17 protein-coding genes are annotated in these 16,478 nt (G+C 42.7%); 9 read left to right on the top strand and 8 right to left on the bottom strand.

Annotation, left to right across the window (positions count from 1 at the left end; all coding sequences use genetic code 11):
• Positions 1–8 precede the first annotated feature (8 nt).
• The 3 genes from aceE to ampD all read right to left on the bottom strand — a co-directional run bounded on the left by aceE (position 9) and on the right by ampD (position 4,447).
• The gene (aceE, locus tag VSA01S_RS00135; protein WP_039979376.1) at positions 9–2,672 is read right to left on the bottom strand and encodes a pyruvate dehydrogenase (acetyl-transferring), homodimeric type; all 2,664 of its coding nucleotides are present in this window, start codon (positions 2,670–2,672) and stop codon (positions 9–11) included.
• Between the two features lie 55 nt (positions 2,673–2,727).
• Positions 2,728–3,495 carry a pyruvate dehydrogenase complex transcriptional repressor PdhR gene (gene pdhR, locus VSA01S_RS00130; protein WP_039979377.1) on the bottom strand — a complete coding sequence of 256 codons (768 nt, stop codon included), beginning with the start codon at positions 3,493–3,495 and terminating at the stop codon, positions 2,728–2,730.
• A gap of 388 nt (positions 3,496–3,883) precedes the next feature.
• The gene (ampD, locus tag VSA01S_RS00125) at positions 3,884–4,447 is read right to left on the bottom strand and encodes a 1,6-anhydro-N-acetylmuramyl-L-alanine amidase AmpD (RefSeq protein WP_039979379.1); all 564 of its coding nucleotides are present in this window, start codon (positions 4,445–4,447) and stop codon (positions 3,884–3,886) included.
• 92 nt (positions 4,448–4,539) lie between these two features.
• Here ampD and nadC point away from each other — a divergent pair, with 92 nt between their 5' ends.
• From nadC to yacG, 8 genes are all read left to right on the top strand, one after another.
• Positions 4,540–5,427: a carboxylating nicotinate-nucleotide diphosphorylase gene (gene nadC, locus VSA01S_RS00120; RefSeq protein ID WP_039979380.1), complete on the top strand. Its 888-nt coding sequence runs from the start codon at positions 4,540–4,542 to the stop codon at positions 5,425–5,427.
• Positions 5,428–5,672: 245 nt separating this feature from the next.
• On the top strand, positions 5,673–6,119 hold the full coding sequence (locus tag VSA01S_RS00115) for a pilin (protein WP_039979381.1): 447 nt from the start codon (positions 5,673–5,675) through the stop codon (positions 6,117–6,119).
• Positions 6,116–7,804 (top strand): type IV-A pilus assembly ATPase PilB, encoded by a 1,689-nt coding sequence (gene pilB, locus VSA01S_RS00110; RefSeq protein WP_039979382.1) that lies wholly within the window; start codon positions 6,116–6,118, stop codon positions 7,802–7,804. Before VSA01S_RS00115 ends, pilB begins: the two co-directional genes overlap by 4 nt.
• Positions 7,805–7,830: 26 nt before the next feature.
• Positions 7,831–9,054, top strand: a complete 1,224-nt coding sequence (locus tag VSA01S_RS00105; protein WP_039979383.1) for a type II secretion system F family protein — start codon at positions 7,831–7,833, stop codon at positions 9,052–9,054.
• A gap of 59 nt (positions 9,055–9,113) precedes the next feature.
• The gene (locus tag VSA01S_RS00100; RefSeq protein ID WP_039979384.1) at positions 9,114–9,983 is read left to right on the top strand and encodes a prepilin peptidase; all 870 of its coding nucleotides are present in this window, start codon (positions 9,114–9,116) and stop codon (positions 9,981–9,983) included.
• Positions 9,984–10,604 (top strand): dephospho-CoA kinase, encoded by a 621-nt coding sequence (gene coaE, locus VSA01S_RS00095; RefSeq protein ID WP_039979385.1) that lies wholly within the window; start codon positions 9,984–9,986, stop codon positions 10,602–10,604.
• A gap of 21 nt (positions 10,605–10,625) precedes the next feature.
• Complete coding sequence (gene zapD / locus VSA01S_RS00090) at positions 10,626–11,366, top strand: cell division protein ZapD (protein WP_039979386.1); 741 nt, start codon at positions 10,626–10,628, stop codon at positions 11,364–11,366.
• Between the two features lie 144 nt (positions 11,367–11,510).
• Positions 11,511–11,705, top strand: coding sequence for a DNA gyrase inhibitor YacG (gene yacG / locus VSA01S_RS00085; RefSeq protein WP_021711276.1), 195 nt, complete (start codon positions 11,511–11,513; stop codon positions 11,703–11,705).
• 150 nt (positions 11,706–11,855) lie between these two features.
• Here yacG and rplS read toward each other — a convergent pair whose 3' ends face one another.
• From rplS to ffh, 5 genes are all read right to left on the bottom strand, one after another.
• Positions 11,856–12,209, bottom strand: a complete 354-nt coding sequence (gene rplS, locus VSA01S_RS00080; protein ID WP_021711275.1) for a 50S ribosomal protein L19 — start codon at positions 12,207–12,209, stop codon at positions 11,856–11,858.
• 41 nt (positions 12,210–12,250) lie between these two features.
• Positions 12,251–12,994 (bottom strand): tRNA (guanosine(37)-N1)-methyltransferase TrmD, encoded by a 744-nt coding sequence (gene trmD, locus VSA01S_RS00075; RefSeq protein ID WP_039979387.1) that lies wholly within the window; start codon positions 12,992–12,994, stop codon positions 12,251–12,253.
• 26 nt (positions 12,995–13,020) lie between these two features.
• The gene (rimM, locus tag VSA01S_RS00070; protein WP_039979389.1) at positions 13,021–13,569 is read right to left on the bottom strand and encodes a ribosome maturation factor RimM; all 549 of its coding nucleotides are present in this window, start codon (positions 13,567–13,569) and stop codon (positions 13,021–13,023) included.
• A 26-nt stretch (positions 13,570–13,595) separates the two neighbouring features.
• Complete coding sequence (gene rpsP / locus VSA01S_RS00065) at positions 13,596–13,844, bottom strand: 30S ribosomal protein S16 (RefSeq protein ID WP_005438039.1); 249 nt, start codon at positions 13,842–13,844, stop codon at positions 13,596–13,598.
• A 202-nt stretch (positions 13,845–14,046) separates the two neighbouring features.
• Entirely contained in the window at positions 14,047–15,420 is a 1,374-nt protein-coding gene (gene ffh, locus VSA01S_RS00060; RefSeq protein ID WP_039979390.1) for a signal recognition particle protein, read from the bottom strand.
• Positions 15,421–15,632: 212 nt separating this feature from the next.
• Between ffh and VSA01S_RS00055 the strand changes: the two genes are divergently transcribed.
• Entirely contained in the window at positions 15,633–16,430 is a 798-nt protein-coding gene (locus VSA01S_RS00055) for a cytochrome C assembly family protein (RefSeq protein ID WP_039979392.1), read from the top strand.
• Positions 16,431–16,478 lie beyond the last annotated feature (48 nt).

Genomic DNA, 16,478 nt, shown 5'->3' with positions numbered 1-16,478 from the left:
GCGCTGTATTAAGCGTATTGTGGGTTAGTTTTTTCAGTGTCGATGTTGAACTTAGCAATCGCTTCAACGACTACTGACTTCTCAACATCACCACGTTTCGCTAGCTCAGTAAGAGCTGCAACTACTACGTAGCCTGCGTTAACTTCGAAGTGACGACGTAGGTTCTCACGGCTGTCAGAACGGCCGTAACCATCAGTGCCCAGTACTTTGTAAGACTCAGAAGGCATGAACGCACGAACTTGCTCAGAGTAGTTCTTCATGTAGTCAGTCGCTGCGATTGCTGGCTCAGTACCCATTACTTGTGCAATGTAAGGTACTTTCGCTTCTGCTTCTGGGTGAAGCATGTTGTAACGCTCTACGTCTTGACCGTCACGAGTTAGCTCGTTGAACGATGTTACAGAGAACACGTCAGATGCGATGCCGTACTCTTCGCTTAGGATAGTCGCTGCTTTACGTACTTCGTTCATGATAGTACCAGAGCCCATTAGCTGAACTTTAGACTTATCACCTGCGTAAGACTCAAGCTTGTAGATACCCTTACGGATGCCTTCTTCAGCGCCTTCTGGCATTGCTGGCATTGCGTAGTTTTCGTTCATTACAGTTAGGTAGTAGAACACGTTCTCTTGGTTCTCACCGTACATACGACGGATACCATCTTGCATGATTACTGCAACTTCGTAAGCGAATGTTGGATCGTAAGAGATACAGTTAGGAACGGTATTCGCCATGATGTGCGAGTGGCCGTCTTCGTGCTGTAAACCTTCACCGTTTAGCGTTGTACGACCAGCAGTAGCACCTAGTAAGAAACCACGAGCTTGTTGGTCACCAGCCATCCACGCCATATCACCTACACGTTGGAAACCAAACATTGAGTAGTAGATGTAAAACGGAATCATTGGCAGATCGTTTGTGCTGTAAGAAGTCGCAGCAGCAACCCAAGATGCCATTGAACCTAGTTCGTTGATACCTTCTTGTAGAACCTGACCTGAAGTTGCTTCTTTGTAGTAAGAAACGATATCGCGATCTTGAGGTGTGTAGTTCTGACCCTGCGGGTTGTAGATACCAATCTGACGGAACAGACCTTCCATACCGAACGTACGAGCTTCGTCACAGATGATAGGAACGATGTTCTTACCAATGTTCTTGTTCTTAAGCAGGATATTAAGAGTACGAACGTAAGCCATTGTTGTAGAGATATCACGCTTCTGCTCGCTTAGTAGCGGAGCGAACTCTTCTAGCTCAGGTGTTTTGAATTCTTGAGTGAACTTAGGTAGACGCTGTGGTGTGTAACCTTTTAGTTCTTTACGACGAGCGTGTAGGTATTCGTATTCCGCTGAACCTTCTTCAAGTTTCAGGTATGGAAGTTCTTTCACTGCTTCGTCAGTTAGGATGTCTTGAAGACCTAGGCGATCACGTAGGTGTAGTACGTGAGTCATGTCCATCTTCTTAACTTGGTGCGCGATGTTCTTACCTTCAGCTGCTTCACCCATGCCGTAACCTTTAACAGTCTTCGCTAAGATTACTGTTGGGCGACCTTTAGTTTCTGCTGCGTTTTTGTAAGCTGCGTACAGTTTAGAAGACTCGTGACCACCGCGCTTAAGTGCGAAGATTTCATCGTCAGTCATGTCTGCAACTAGTGCAGCTGTCTCTGGGTACTTACCAAAGAAGTGTTCACGTACGTAAGCACCATCTTTAGATTTAAATGTTTGGTAGTCACCATCTACCGTTTCGTTCATCAGCTGTAGAAGCTTACCTGTTGTATCTTTAGCAAGTAGAGCATCCCAGTTGCTACCCCAAATAACTTTAACAACGTTCCAACCAGCACCTTTGAATAGGCCTTCTAGTTCTTGGATGATGCTTCCGTTACCCATTACAGGGCCGTCTAGACGCTGTAGGTTACAGTTGATTAGGAATGTTAGGTTGTCTAGTTTCTCACGTGCAGCGAAAGACAGTGAACCACGTGATTCTGGCTCATCCATCTCACCGTCACCTAGGAACGCGTATACACGCTGTGCAGACGTGTCTTTTAGACCACGACCGTCTAGGTATTTAAGGAAACGAGCTTGGTAGATAGCAGAAATTGGGCCAAGACCCATAGATACTGTTGGGAATTGCCAGAACTCAGGCATCAATTTAGGATGTGGGTATGATGGGATACCTTTACCGTCTACTTCTTGACGGAAGTTGTCTAGCTGATCTTCAGTTAGACGACCTTCAACGAATGCACGAGCGTAGATACCTGGCGAGATATGACCTTGGTAGTAAACAAGATCACCACCATCCTTCTCGTTTGGAGCACGGAAGAAGTGGTTAAAACAAACTTCATAGAAAGCTGCTGCTGACTGATAAGAAGCCATATGACCACCAAGGTCTAGGTCTTTCTTAGAAGCACGCAATACGATCATGATTGCGTTCCAGCGAATAATCGAACGAATACGACGCTCAAGAGTTACATCACCAGGGTAAGCTGGTTCTTGTGCAGCTGGAATTGTGTTGATGTAGTTTGTGTTGATACCTGTTGGCATATCAACGCCGTCTAGACGTGCTTTTTCTAGAACGGTTTCTAATAGAAACTGTGCACGTTCTACACCTTCTTCACGAACAACTGACTCAAGGGCTTGAAGCCAATCTTGAGTTTCCAGTGCATCTACGTCATGCTTCATGTCAGACATGGCGATCTATCCTTCTGTTGGTTGGATCTACTGATTTAACTAAGCGGTTCTTGTATTAAGAATCGTTACCTTGTTGAATTCGGCGTAGAGAGCGCTCTCGTCGAGACTCTTCTCGGGTCAAATCCAACAATGTTTCTTCGATATAAGCCAAATGTGAATGTGACATTTCACGAGCCTTTTCAGGCAAACCAGAAACGATCGCATCGACAATATTAGCTCGGTGTTTACTGACTTTATCCACCACCTCTTCACGGCGATGAAGTAACTTCAAATTCTGTAGAACATTTTGTTCCAGTAAAGGGGCAAGACTACGCACAATATGAAGCAACACAACATTATGTGCAGCTTCTGTTAGAGCAATAAGAAACTGCATAACAGCAGCAGCTTCTGCTTCCACGTTATTGCTTTTTTGCTCTTTACTGATTTGCACCAAGCACGCTTGGATACGTTCAAAATCTTCTTTGGTACCACGTAACGCCGCAAAATAAGCACACAGCCCTTCCATCGCATGACGCGACTCTAAAAGATCTAGCTGCGTCTCAGAGTGACTGGACAATAAGTTTAACAAAGGGTCGGAAAAGCTTTTCCAGATGTTTTCACTCACAAACGTACCACCACCTTGGCGTCGGGTGAGTAAGCGCTTAGCTTCCAAACGCTGAATAGCTTCACGAATGGAAGGACGAGACACTTCAAACTGTTTTGCCAGTTCTCTCTCAGGCGGTAACTGCTGACCTGGAGATAAAGTCCCTTCCACTATCAGCCTCTCAAGTTCTTGTTCAATAACATCAGAAAGTTTTGGCTGACGAATCCTTTGATAAGCCATAAATATTGTTCTTCTACTTTTGCAGGTAATTGGTAATACCAATTTAATATGACCTTAAAATTAACATAAATGAGTGTTAAATGTCCAGCCAAAAGTTGACCCAAATCATAGAACCAAACCAGTTGCTACAGTCTAGTAACGTATGCCTAAAAAACCAGCAATGTAATTGGTATGACCAATTACATTCATAAAAACAATATGAATAATATAAAATCGATTCATAAATGAGAGATTCAACAAAGGTTGATAATTTATTTGTTCATTTTTAACAATTTAGCCTCAAGTTCGTTTCACATCTTTAAACTGACTATTAGGCATAATAATTAAAAGATAACAAATCATTCGACGTACAAAAAAGCACACTCTAATGCATTCCTTATCATGTTCACTATGATGCAGGATGGTGAGCAATGCCATGTCTGAACTTTTTCCAGTCAAAGCTTAGACCAGGATCGCTTTTTCTCAAGGGAGCTATAAATTGATGTCCGGTTATTCTTTCTTTATTAATGTTTGGGTAAGTCAACATCAGCGCCTGTGTTATTTTCACCAGAGCCTCGTACTGAGCCTCTGTATATGCAATAAAGTCGGTTCCTTCCAGCTCAATTCCGATCGAATAATCATTACAGCGTTCACGACCTGCAAAACTTGATAAACCTGCATGCCAGGCTCGGTCCAAAAAGGAGACAAATTGAATAATGTTCCCATCACGCTTGATAAGGCAATGCGCAGACACTCCAATATTATGAATAACATTGAAAAAAGGGTGAACTTTGGCATCAAGCTGTCCAGTAAAAAAGGCTTCTATATGTGAACCGCCAAATTGGCCCGGCGGTAAACTAATATTGTGAATGACCAGCAGAGAAATATCATTTTGTTCAGGGCGAGCATCAAAAAATGGCGAAGGAACATGTTTTATTTGTTGCAGCCAGCCCTTTTCAATTGTTAGACACATATCAACCTCTCTACTTTGTAAATTAACTGCTGAAATTATTAACACTGGAGAGTATCATTCGTTACCACCGACCTTTCAAGATAAGAATTGCGATGAACCATACACATAATAGTCAAGAACGCCTCGCCTACCTGAAACAACAACTGCCACTAGATATCACTCGAGCCGTTACCGATACACTAAAAGAAGATCTTGGTGGCTATTTGGATTCTGGCAAAGATATCACCGCATCGCTTATCCCTGCAGATGCGATAAACATTGCAACCATCATTACTCGTGAACATGGCGTGTTTTGTGGACAAGCATGGGTAGAAGAAGTGTTTAAGCAACTCGGTGGCAGAGTCACCATTGAATGGCACGTAACAGACGGTGATAAAGTTGAGCCTAATCAAACCTTGTGTACATTAACAGGCCCAGCTCGTGACTTACTGACGGGCGAACGCAATGCAATGAACTTTATTCAAACACTTTCAGGTTGCGCGACCATCACCGCAGAATACGCAGAAAAAATTGCTCATACCGAGTGTCGCCTGTTAGATACCCGTAAAACGATTCCGGGTTTGCGTAGCGCTTTAAAATACGCTGTCGCGTGCGGCGGTGGTTTCAACCATCGTATCGGTGTGTTCGATGCGTATCTCATTAAGGAAAATCACATCATCGCTTGTGGTGGCATTACACAAGCCATTACGACCGCTAAACACCTCAACCCTGGAAAGCCCGTTGAAGTTGAAACAGAGAGTTTAGAAGAGCTCCAGCAAGCGATCGAAGCCGGTGCCGATATCATTATGTTAGATAACTTCACCAAAGATATGATGCGTGAAGCGGTCAAAATCAATGCCGGTCGAGCAGCATTGGAAAACTCCGGTAACATTACTCTAGAAACCATCGCTGAATATGCTGAAACAGGCGTCGATTACATCTCAGTAGGCGCGTTAACCAAGCACCTGAAAGCAATGGATCTTTCGATGCGTTTTCAGTAATACATACTTTATGCTCCTGCCAATCAGCAGGAGCTAACTTCACTGCAAATCACTCAGCGACTGAACTCTTTCTTTCCCCCTGACTCCACTCCCTCGCAAAACTTTGTATTTTTGTTGCAACAAAAATACAAACAATCCAACCTCACTCGAACCCTGTCATATTATTTGTTTCTTGTTTTTTAAACAGTTTTTACCCTTCTGTACTCGATAATTGCTACCAGCCCCATTCATTGTTAAGGAAACACATGACAAGCAAGAAACAGAAACGCCAGCAGGGTTTTACTCTTATTGAACTTATGATTGTCGTTGCCGTGATCGGCGTACTCGCAGCGATTGCTATTCCTCAATATCAAAAATACGTTGCAAAAGCCGAAGTCGCAGCCGCTCTTTCTTCCATGGCTGGCGTTAAAGTTAACGTAGAAGCTTATACCATTGAGTACGGCATTTTCCCTGCAACCTCGCAATCTTCTGCTCTAGGTGTCCCAAGCAGCATACCTCAGGGAAGCATGGCTTTTTCTCAAGGTATCTCTTCTGCTGGTGATATTATCTTCACTTTCTCAAGCAGCAATGTTAGCGCGTTGTTATCAAACAAGACATTTGCTCTGAAACGAGATAGTGACGGAGGCTGGCGATGTACCGCCTCAGGTGCAACAGCTGTTGAAAGCACTTTGAGACCGAAAAGCTGTCAATGACCTTAAGCAGCTTGGCAACGTTTCTTCGTCAAACAGAACAGTTAAGTGCTTCTCAAGAAGAAACCTTGTATGAATACATGAAAACTTCGGGTGTTTCTACTCCCGAAGCAGTGATAGGTTCAGGCCATCTTCAATCTCAAGAGTTGACTAAATTACTCAGTCAGCATTTTGGGCTAACGTGTATCTCACTTACTCAATATGACTATATACCATTGTGTCAGTCTTTGGGTCTGCGCAAGCTGATCACGCGCCACCATGCTCTGCCTGTTGAGTGCAACGCCATTTCGCTGACTTTAGCGGTCGCCGATCCGACTAATTTACAGGTAGAAGATGACTTTCGCTTCGCAACGGGCTTATCCATTGAGCTGGTTCTTGCAGACTTTTTAGAACTTAGTACCGCTATCAAGCGCTTATATGGCCAAACATGCAAGCAAGAAAAGTCTCAACTCAAAGACATTCATCAAGACGAATTAGCCGATTTAGTCGAAGTCAGCTCTGAAGAGCGTGAAAGCCTCGAAGATCTTAGTCAGGATAATTCTCCTGTCAGCCGCTATATCAACCAAATTTTACTTGATGCCGTGCGTAAAGGTGCATCCGACATTCATTTCGAGCCTTATGAAGAGATGTATCGAATCCGCCTGCGTTGTGATGGTATTTTAGTCGAAATTCAACAACCACCAAGGCACTTAAGCCGGCGCTTATCTTCTCGAATAAAAATCCTGTCTAAACTGGACATTGCAGAACGGCGTTTGCCTCAAGATGGTAGAATCAAATTGAGATTAAGTCACAACAGAGCGATCGACATGCGGGTCTCAACCCTGCCAACATTATTCGGAGAAAAGATCGTTCTTCGCCTTCTTGACAGCAATTCGGCATCATTAGATATCAATACGCTGGGCTATAATCAGTACCAAAAGCAATGCTACCTAGAAGCATTAAAACGTCCACAAGGCATGATCCTGATAACAGGGCCGACAGGTAGCGGTAAAACGGTATCTTTATACTCGGGTTTACGTTTGCTTAATCAACCCGAAATTAATATTGCCACAGCTGAAGACCCAGTTGAAATTCATTTACCCGGTATTAATCAAGTTCAAATTCAGCCCAAAATTGGCTTTGGTTTTTCACAAGCATTGCGTTCTTTTCTCCGTCAAGATCCTGATGTAGTGATGGTCGGAGAAATTCGTGATTTTGATACCGCCGATATTGCAATAAAAGCCGCTCAAACCGGCCATCTAGTTTTATCAACGCTGCATACTAATTCTGCGGCAGAAACCGTGATTCGTCTCTCTAATATGGGAATAGAAAGGTTTAATCTTGCCTCTTCTCTCAGCCTCATTGTGGCCCAGCGGTTAGCCCGGAAACTATGTATTCATTGCAGGCAACTTCAGGAGATTTGTACTCAGCTTAGCCAAGTCGGTCTTAATCCAACCGATCAAATTTTTCAAGCTAATCCAAATGGCTGTGACCAATGCACTCATGGATATTGTGGCAGAACGGGAATTTATGAAGTGATGTGCTTTGATAGTAGGCTATCAATCGCACTACTCAAAGGCGCTAGTGTCGATGAATTAGAAAAGCTTGCTATTGCTGATGGAATGCAAACTTTACAACAGTCTGGATTCGAAAAACTCAAACAAGGCATCACCAGTTTGGCCGAGCTTCAACGTGTTCTTCATTTCTAAACACTGCTTACGAGAGTCTCAACAGCATGAAGCCCCACCTACCTCAACTTAAAAATTATCACTGGAAAGGCATCAATAGCTTAGGTAAAAAGGTATCAGGAAAGCTACTCGCCATGAGTGACATGGAAGTAAAAGAACGTCTAAAAGTACAACATATTCAAATCAAAACTCTAAAAAAAGGCCGCCTTTCAATCTTGACTCAATTAAGTAATCGGGTCAAAAGCAAAGATATCACGGTTTTTACTCGCCAAATTGCAACCATGTTGATGACTGGGGTCCCTATTGTTCAAGCACTAAAGTTAGTGTCTGAAAATCATAAAAAAGCGGAAATGAAGTCGATTTTAATGTCTATTACGCGAGCTGTTGAAAGTGGGGTTCCTATGTCTAAAGCCATGCGTTCCACCAGCCATCACTTTGGCTCCCTCTACACGGATTTAATCGCAAGCGGAGAACAATCAGGAAATTTATCGCAAACATTTGAGCGCCTTGCAAATTACAGAGAGAAAAGTGAACAACTCAAAGCCAAAGTTATTAAAGCTTTGCTTTACCCAAGCATGGTTATCTTTGTTTCTCTCAGCGTCTCTTACCTTATGCTGACCAAGGTAATTCCTGAGTTTGAGCTTATGTTTGCGGGATTTGGCACCAAATTGCCAGCGTTTACCCAAATGATCCTCAACCTTTCAGCTTGGGCACAATCTTGGGGGTTCATTATTATTAGCTTTTTTGGTGTTAGCGCTATCTTCACCAAGCTGGCCATGCCCCACTCAGAAACATTACGTTTATTTATCGCCCGTATTAACCTCAAATGCCCTATTGTTGGCCCGATTTTATCCAAAGCCGCGATAGCTAAATTTAGCCGAACTTTAGCTACGAGTTTCAGTGCTGGTGTTCCGATACTGAATGCTTTAAAAGCAACATCTAAAACTACTGGAAATCTCTATTATCAACGTGCAATCGAAAGCGTATACTTTGATACGGCCGCGGGGATACCTGTTTATATTGCTCTTAGAAACTGTAACGCTTTTCCTGAGTTAGTTTTACAAATGGTGATGATTGGTGAAGAGTCTGGACGATTGGATGATATGCTCAACAAAATCGCAGCCATTTATGAGTTTGAAGTCGATAATACCGTCGACAATCTCAGTAAGACCTTAGAGCCTCTTATCATCTTGTTGCTTGGAGGCATCGTTGGCAGTTTAGTTACCGCAATGTACTTACCTATCTTTAACTTGATGAGTATCTTAGGATAGAATGGTGGTACAGTTCCATCAAAACAGCAGTTTGTTTGATCACTCCTCAAGAGAAAAATATGGAAGTCTTTCATTACTACCCGTGGCTATTTATTTTATTTACCACAATATTCGGGCTCATTGTCGGCAGCTTTCTTAATGTTGTGATTTATCGCTTGCCTAGAATTATGGAAAATGAGTGGCGACGCGACTGTGCTGAATCGTTTCCTGAGTACAATATCACTCCACCACAAGAAACCCTCACGTTAAGCACTCCACGCTCTTCATGCCCCAAATGTCACAATCCAATTCGCATCCAAGATAACATTCCTGTCATCAGTTGGTTAATACTCAGAGGTAAGTGTCACTTCTGCCAGGCAACAATCTCTGTGCGCTATCCATTCATTGAATGCATTACCGCCACTTGCGCTGGGTTTATCGCCTATCACTTTGGTTTCAGTGTCTACACACTCGCCTTGGTGTTATTTACTTTCACCTTGATCGCTGCCACATGCATTGATCTTGATACCATGTTATTACCCGATCAGCTCACGTTACCACTCATGTGGTCAGGGATTACCTTAGCACTCTCAGGTATGAGTCCTGTCAGTTTACAAGATGCCATTATCGGTGCTATGGCTGGATATTTATGTCTTTGGAGCGTTTATTGGCTATTCAAGTTAGTCACCGGCAAAGAGGGGATGGGATACGGTGACTTCAAGTTATTGGCCGCTTTAGGGGCTTGGCTTGGTTGGCAGTCCCTGCCAATGATAATTTTGCTATCATCAATAGTAGGCATCCTATTTGGCCTTATCCAGCTGCGGCTGCAAAATAAAGGCATAAATAAGGCATTTCCTTTTGGGCCTTATTTAGCAATAGCTGGATGGATAAGCCTTATTTGGGGTAACCGAATTTTAGATTGGTACTTATCTTCGATCTTAGGAGCATAAATGGCTTTCGTTATTGGTCTTACAGGCGGTATAGCCAGTGGAAAAACCACTGTCGCAAATTTATTTAGACAACATTTTAATATTGATATTGTCGATGCCGATATTGTAGCTCGTGAGGTTGTCGAGCCCGGAACTCCAGGTTTAACGTCGATCATTGAGCGTTTTGGTCCAAATATCGTGAAACAGGATCAAACGCTAGATAGGTCCAAACTTAGAGAACGCATTTTTTCCGTTCCAGAAGATAAAGCTTGGTTGAATGCCTTATTGCACCCTTTAATAAGAGAAAAGATGCTAGAGGACCTACAACAGGTTAATTCCGACTATGCATTGCTTGTCGTACCACTATTGATCGAAAACAACCTGAATGGTTTGTGTCAGCGTATTTTGGTTGTCGACGCAGCTCCTGAAACACAAATCTTTAGGGCAACAAAACGCGATAATGTCAATGAATCACAAGTCCAATCCATTCTTATGTCTCAGGTCTCAAGGGAAGAACGGCTTCAAATCGCCGATGATGTGGTCAAAAACAATTCAGATGATCCCGATCTTTTACTTCAAGTTGCAGATTTACATAAAAAGTATCTAGCCATGGCTAAGACAAATCTGCGACAATCATCTTAATATTTTCAAAGGCTAATATTAATGAGCACGCATAAATTTGAACATCCACTTAATGAAAAAACGCGGATATATCTCAGAATAGAGTCTTTGTTGCGTCAAGCCAATCTAGCCTCAAATTTCACTGATAATCATCATTACCTGCTACTCTTCCGTGCTTTGTTTGATATGGTGGAAATCTTCGAGCAGATCCAATTAAAAAGTGAGCTTGCCAAAGACCTAGAAAAACAGCGTCTCGCTTATCGTAGTTGGTTTAATGTCGATGGTGTAGATCAAAATGCCCTGACAGCACTGTTGCAAGAGATTGATCTCGCACATAGCCAATTAATGACAGCTGAACGCTTTGGCCAGGCACTAAAAGAAGACCGTTTTTTGAGTTCGATTCGGCAACGTTTCAACTTACCTGGTGGCGCATGTTGTTTTGATTTGCCTGCATTGTACTATTGGCTTCATCTTCCGATTCAACGCAAAGTGCAAGATGCGGCTAAGTGGCAAGCAAGCTTAAAACCTTTATCTGATGCTCTTGGGCTATGGCTGAAGTTAACTCGAGAAACAGGCCAATTTAAAGATCAAATAGCTCGTGCAGGGTTCTTTCAAAGTGACGCTGATGAAGCGAATATTCTTCGCTTGCATATTCCAATGGAGTTTGGTGTCTACCCAATGATTTCAGGCCACAAAAACCGCTTTGCGATTAAATTCATGTCATTTGAAAGTGGTCAAGCTTGCATACAAGATATCGATTTTAAACTCGCGGTTTGTAGCTAATCACCTATATTTGCTCCCTCTGTTCATTAAACAGCCACGCAATTTAGAATAAAGAGCTCTCAATCGTAAGGCGTCAAGCAATATGACCTTGCAGCCAATTTACCTTTTCGTTACAACACTTGAAATAAAACAGGACAGACTATCATGGCTAAAATAACCATCGTTCCATGCCCTCAATGCGGAGCCGACGTTGAATGGGGAGAGCAAAGTCCACACCGACCGTTCTGCAGTAAAAAATGCCAAATGATTGACTTTGGTGAATGGGCCGATGAAGAAAATACCATTGCAGGTGCACCCGATATGTCCGATAGCGATGGCTGGTCTGAAGAGCAGTACTAAGTGCTAAAACAAAAAGACTAACAGAAGAAAATACCTACCTGTTCACCAAACTTATCTCGCAGCACGCACCACTTCAAGATTATTTACATAGTCGATAAAAAAACGGAGCCCGATTGGACTCCGTTTACTATGAGAACGCTAGTTATAGCATTACTTCTTAGCAAGCTTCTCTTTGATACGAGCAGACTTACCAGAACGCTCACGTAGGTAGTACAACTTGGCACGACGTACTGCACCACGGCGTTTAACTTCGATGCTATCAACGATTGGAGAGTGAGTTTGGAACGTACGCTCAACACCTTCACCGTTCGAGATTTTACGTACAGTGAAAGCAGAGTGAAGACCACGGTTACGGATAGCGATTACAACGCCTTCAAAAGCCTGTAGACGCTCACGCTCACCTTCTTTTACTTTAACCTGAACTACAACAGTGTCACCTGGTGCAAATTTAGGTAGGTCTTGTTTCATTTGCTCTTCTTCAAGAGCTTTGATGATGTTACTCATTTTATAAATTCCTAGAATAAACTGATACTAAATAAATTAGGTTACTTTGCCTTGCTATCATTAATGAACTCGGCAAGTAATTGTTCCTGTTCGTCAGTCAGAGCTAGGTTTTCCAGGAGCTCCGGTCTTCTTATCCAGGTACGGCCTAACGACTGTTTGAGTCGCCAACGACGAATGTCCTTATGGTTGCCTGACAATAATACTGTCGGAACAGTTTTATCATCCAAGACTTCCGGACGCGTGTAATGGGGACAATCTAACAAGCCATTAGCAAAAGAATCTTCTTCTGCTGAAGCGAAATCTCCAAGTACTCCCGGAACAAACCGTGAGACTGAGTCAATCAACGTCATGGCTGGTATTTCACCACCTGTCATCACAAAATCTCCAATCGACCATTCTTCATCGACTTCAGATTGTATGATGCGCTCATCTACCCCTTCATAGCGACCACAGATAAGAAGCAAGTTCTCGTTTGTTGCCAGCTCTTCTACTCCAGTCTGGTCGAGCTTACGACCTTGAGGAGAGAGGTAAATCACTTTCGTCTTACCCGGTGAGGCTTTCTTGGCTGCATGAATGGCATCGCGCAAAGGCTGAACCATCATTAACATACCAGGGCCACCACCGTAAGGTCGGTCATCGACAGTGCGATGTTTGTCGTGAGTGAAATCTCGAGGATTCCAAGTCTCTATCGACACAAGACCTTTTTTAACCGCTTGACCTGTTACTCCATAATCAGTAACAGAACGGAACATTTCTGGAAAAAGGCTAATTACGCCAACCCACATGTTAATCTCGCTCTGTAGTATGGAATTTAGAATCCAGGATCCCAGTCAACTTCGATCCGTTGAGCCTCGCGATCTACTTTGATGATCACTTGCTCTTCAAGAAACGGGATTAATCGTTCCTTTTGCCCAAAAGCATCTTTTAGATTTGCTTTCACTACCAGAACATCATTTGAGCCTGTTTCTAGAATGTCACTTACAACACCTAGATCGTAACCTTTATCGGTTACTACTTGCATACCAAACAATTCACGCCAGTAGAATTCATCTTCTGACAATTCAGGTAATACCGCAGGGTCAATCGCAATTTCAAAGTTCGTCATTAGATGCGCGTCTTCACGAATATCTAGACCTTCCAGCTTAGCTACCATACCTTTGTTATGGCGCTTCCAGCTTTCCACTTTAAATTCAACCCACGTGCCTTTTTGGTTAATAAACCAAGGGCTGTAATCAAAAATGCTTTCAGCATTGTCTGTGTAGGAAAAAACTTTAAGCCAACCTCGAATGCCGTAAGTAGCACCAAACTTGCCTACAACAATCTTTTCGTTGCTCATTGTTTCTTTACCTTTCATCGACATAAACTAGTTTCTTCTTCTTAAAAGAATTAAGCCGCTTTTTGAGCGTCTTTAACTAGCTTAGCAACGCGGTCAGATAGAGACGCGCCTTGACCAACCCAATGGTTAACGCGGTCTAGGTCTAGACGTAGACCTTCTTCTTGACCTTTAGCAGTTGGGTTGAAGAAACCAACTTTCTCGATGAAACGGCCAGTTGCAGCGTTGCGGCTGTCCGCTACTACGATTTGATAGAATGGACGCTTCTTAGCGCCGTGACGTGCCAAACGAATGGTTACCATGTCGTCCTCTTTGCTTTCTCAATAATAAAATTAACCCCAGCAGTGACTCATAATTGGAGTAACTTGGGGTCTCGTGCCAAAATAAAGCTCCGGAATTTTACTCTTATCCCGAAGCAATGCAAGGGGTTTAGCTACTTTTTCACCAACATAAATTAAAAATTAAGTATGTGATGAAGATAACACCCTAAAAAATAAAGTTCAGCTAGCGGCCAAATGGATTGAAACCACCGCCGCCGCCCATCATGCCTTGCATATTACGCATCATGCCTTTCATGCCACCTTTCTGCATTTTTTTCATCATTTTCTGCATTTGAGTGAATTGTTTGAGTAGACGGTTAACATCTTGTACTTGAACTCCAGAACCTGCAGCAATACGCTTTTTACGTGAACCTTTAATGATTTCAGGGCGCTGACGTTCTTTCATTGTCATAGAACTGATGATGGCTTCCATTTGCTTGAACATCTTATCATCAACTTTATCTTTAACATCAGAAGGTAGCTGAGACATGCCAGGTAACTTGTCTAACATTCCCATCATGCCACCCATGTTTTGCATTTGACCAAGCTGTTCGCGAAAATCTTCAAGATCGAATCCTTTCTTTTCTTTGAATTTCTTAGCAAGTTTTTCGGCTTTCTCTTGATCAACATTACGCTGTAAATCTTCAATCAATGACAGCACATCACCCATTCCAAGAATACGTGATGCGATACGCTCAGGATGAAAAGGTTCTAGTGCATCGGTTTTTTCACCCACTCCGAGGAATTTAATCGGCTTACCCGTGATATGACGAACTGACAGTGCAGCACCACCACGAGCATCACCGTCAACTTTGGTTAGAATAACGCCCGTTAAAGGAAGTGCATCTCCAAATGCTTTAGCCGTGTTCGCCGCATCCTGACCGGTCATTGCATCAACAACGAACAACGTCTCAACTGGGTTAATTGCTGAGTGAAGATCTTTAATTTCACCCATCATTTCTTCATCAATCGCTAGTCGACCCGCCGTATCGACAATCAATACGTCATAGAACTTCTTCTTAGCATGATCGATGGCTGCGTTAGCGATATCAATTGGCTTTTGATCAGCGGAAGATGGGAAGAAATCGACACCAATATCTGATGCTAAGGTTTCAAGCTGCTTGATCGCGGCAGGACGATAAACGTCGGCAGACACAACCAGAACCTTTTTCTTATCACGTTCAGTAAGGAGTTTAGACAGTTTACCTACCGATGTGGTTTTACCTGCACCTTGCAAACCAGCCATAAGTAGAACAGCTGGCGGCTGTGCTGCTAAATTCAGTGCTTCGTTGGATTCCCCCATCACAGCTTCAAGCTCAGCCTGAACGATCTTAATGAATTCTTGACCTGGTGTGAGAGATTTAGATACTTCAACACCTACTGCTTTTTCTTTTACACGTTTAACAAACTCACGTACAACAGGCAGAGCAACGTCTGCCTCAAGCAATGCCATACGTACTTCACGCAGGGTTTCTTTAATGTTGTCTTCGGTAAGACGGCCTTTACCGCTGATATTTTTCAGCGTTTTGGATAATCGATCCGTTAAATTCTCAAACATCTTTGTCTCTTCGCTAAAAATGGCGATTCATTATAATAAGTATACCTTAGCCAACGCCCTAGTCATACCCGTTGTACTTCTCTATTACTATATCTAGGATGACATTCATTTTTTCAATGCCTAAACTATTAGATTGTGTAACATCAATCGTAGCCCCAAAGCCTAATGCAAGGTATAATTTTGAAATTGTGCACAGAAACGATTAATTACTCATGGATAGCTTAATTGCCATCACCGCCGCCATTTTTTACGTTTTGGCGATTGCGGCCATTGTTCCAGGGCTCTCGCAACAATCGGGAATCAAAGTCAAAACAGTCTTCAGCTGTGCGCTAAGCGCATTAGTATTTCATGCTTGGCTGCTAAGTGATTTAATTTTTGATGGCTCAGGACAAAATCTCAGTATTTTAAATGTCGCTTCGCTAATCAGTTTTATTATTTCATTAGTGATGAGCCTATCCATGTTAAAAAGCCGTTTATGGTTCCTTTTGCCCGTAATTTACAGCTTTGCAGCTCTCAATTTAATCGCTGCAACCCTCTTACCTAGCTCATTTATTAAACACTTAGAAAATGATCCAAAGCTTCTAATACATATTTCATTAGCTCTATTTTCTTACGCTACACTCACAATAGGTGCACTATATGCATTACAGCTAGCTTGGTTAGACCATAAACTGAAAGCCAAAAAAGCTGTAGCGATTAACCCTAATATCCCGCCTCTGATGATGGTAGAACGTCAGTTGTTTAATATTATCCTTGTTGGCAATATGCTTTTAACCGGCACTTTACTTACTGGAGTTTTTTTTGTGCAGGATATGTTTGCCCAAGGAAAAGCCCACAAAGCAATACTGTCCTTTATCGCATGGGGAGTTTACTCCATTTTACTCTGGGGCCACTACAAGCAAGGCTGGCGAGGGAAAAAAGTAACTTGGTTTGCCATCACTGGTGCTAGCTTGCTCACTCTTGCTTACTTCGGTAGCCGATTTGTGAAAGAGATAATCTTAAATCACTAACCAATAATACCAAATTATATTATCGCGCACCGTACCGACCCCAGAACC

The organism is Vibrio sagamiensis NBRC 104589 (assembly GCF_007990935.1).
GTDB classification, from domain to species: Bacteria; Pseudomonadota; Gammaproteobacteria; order Enterobacterales; family Vibrionaceae; genus Vibrio; species Vibrio sagamiensis.
This window is presented reverse-complemented; position numbering and strand designations above follow the sequence as displayed.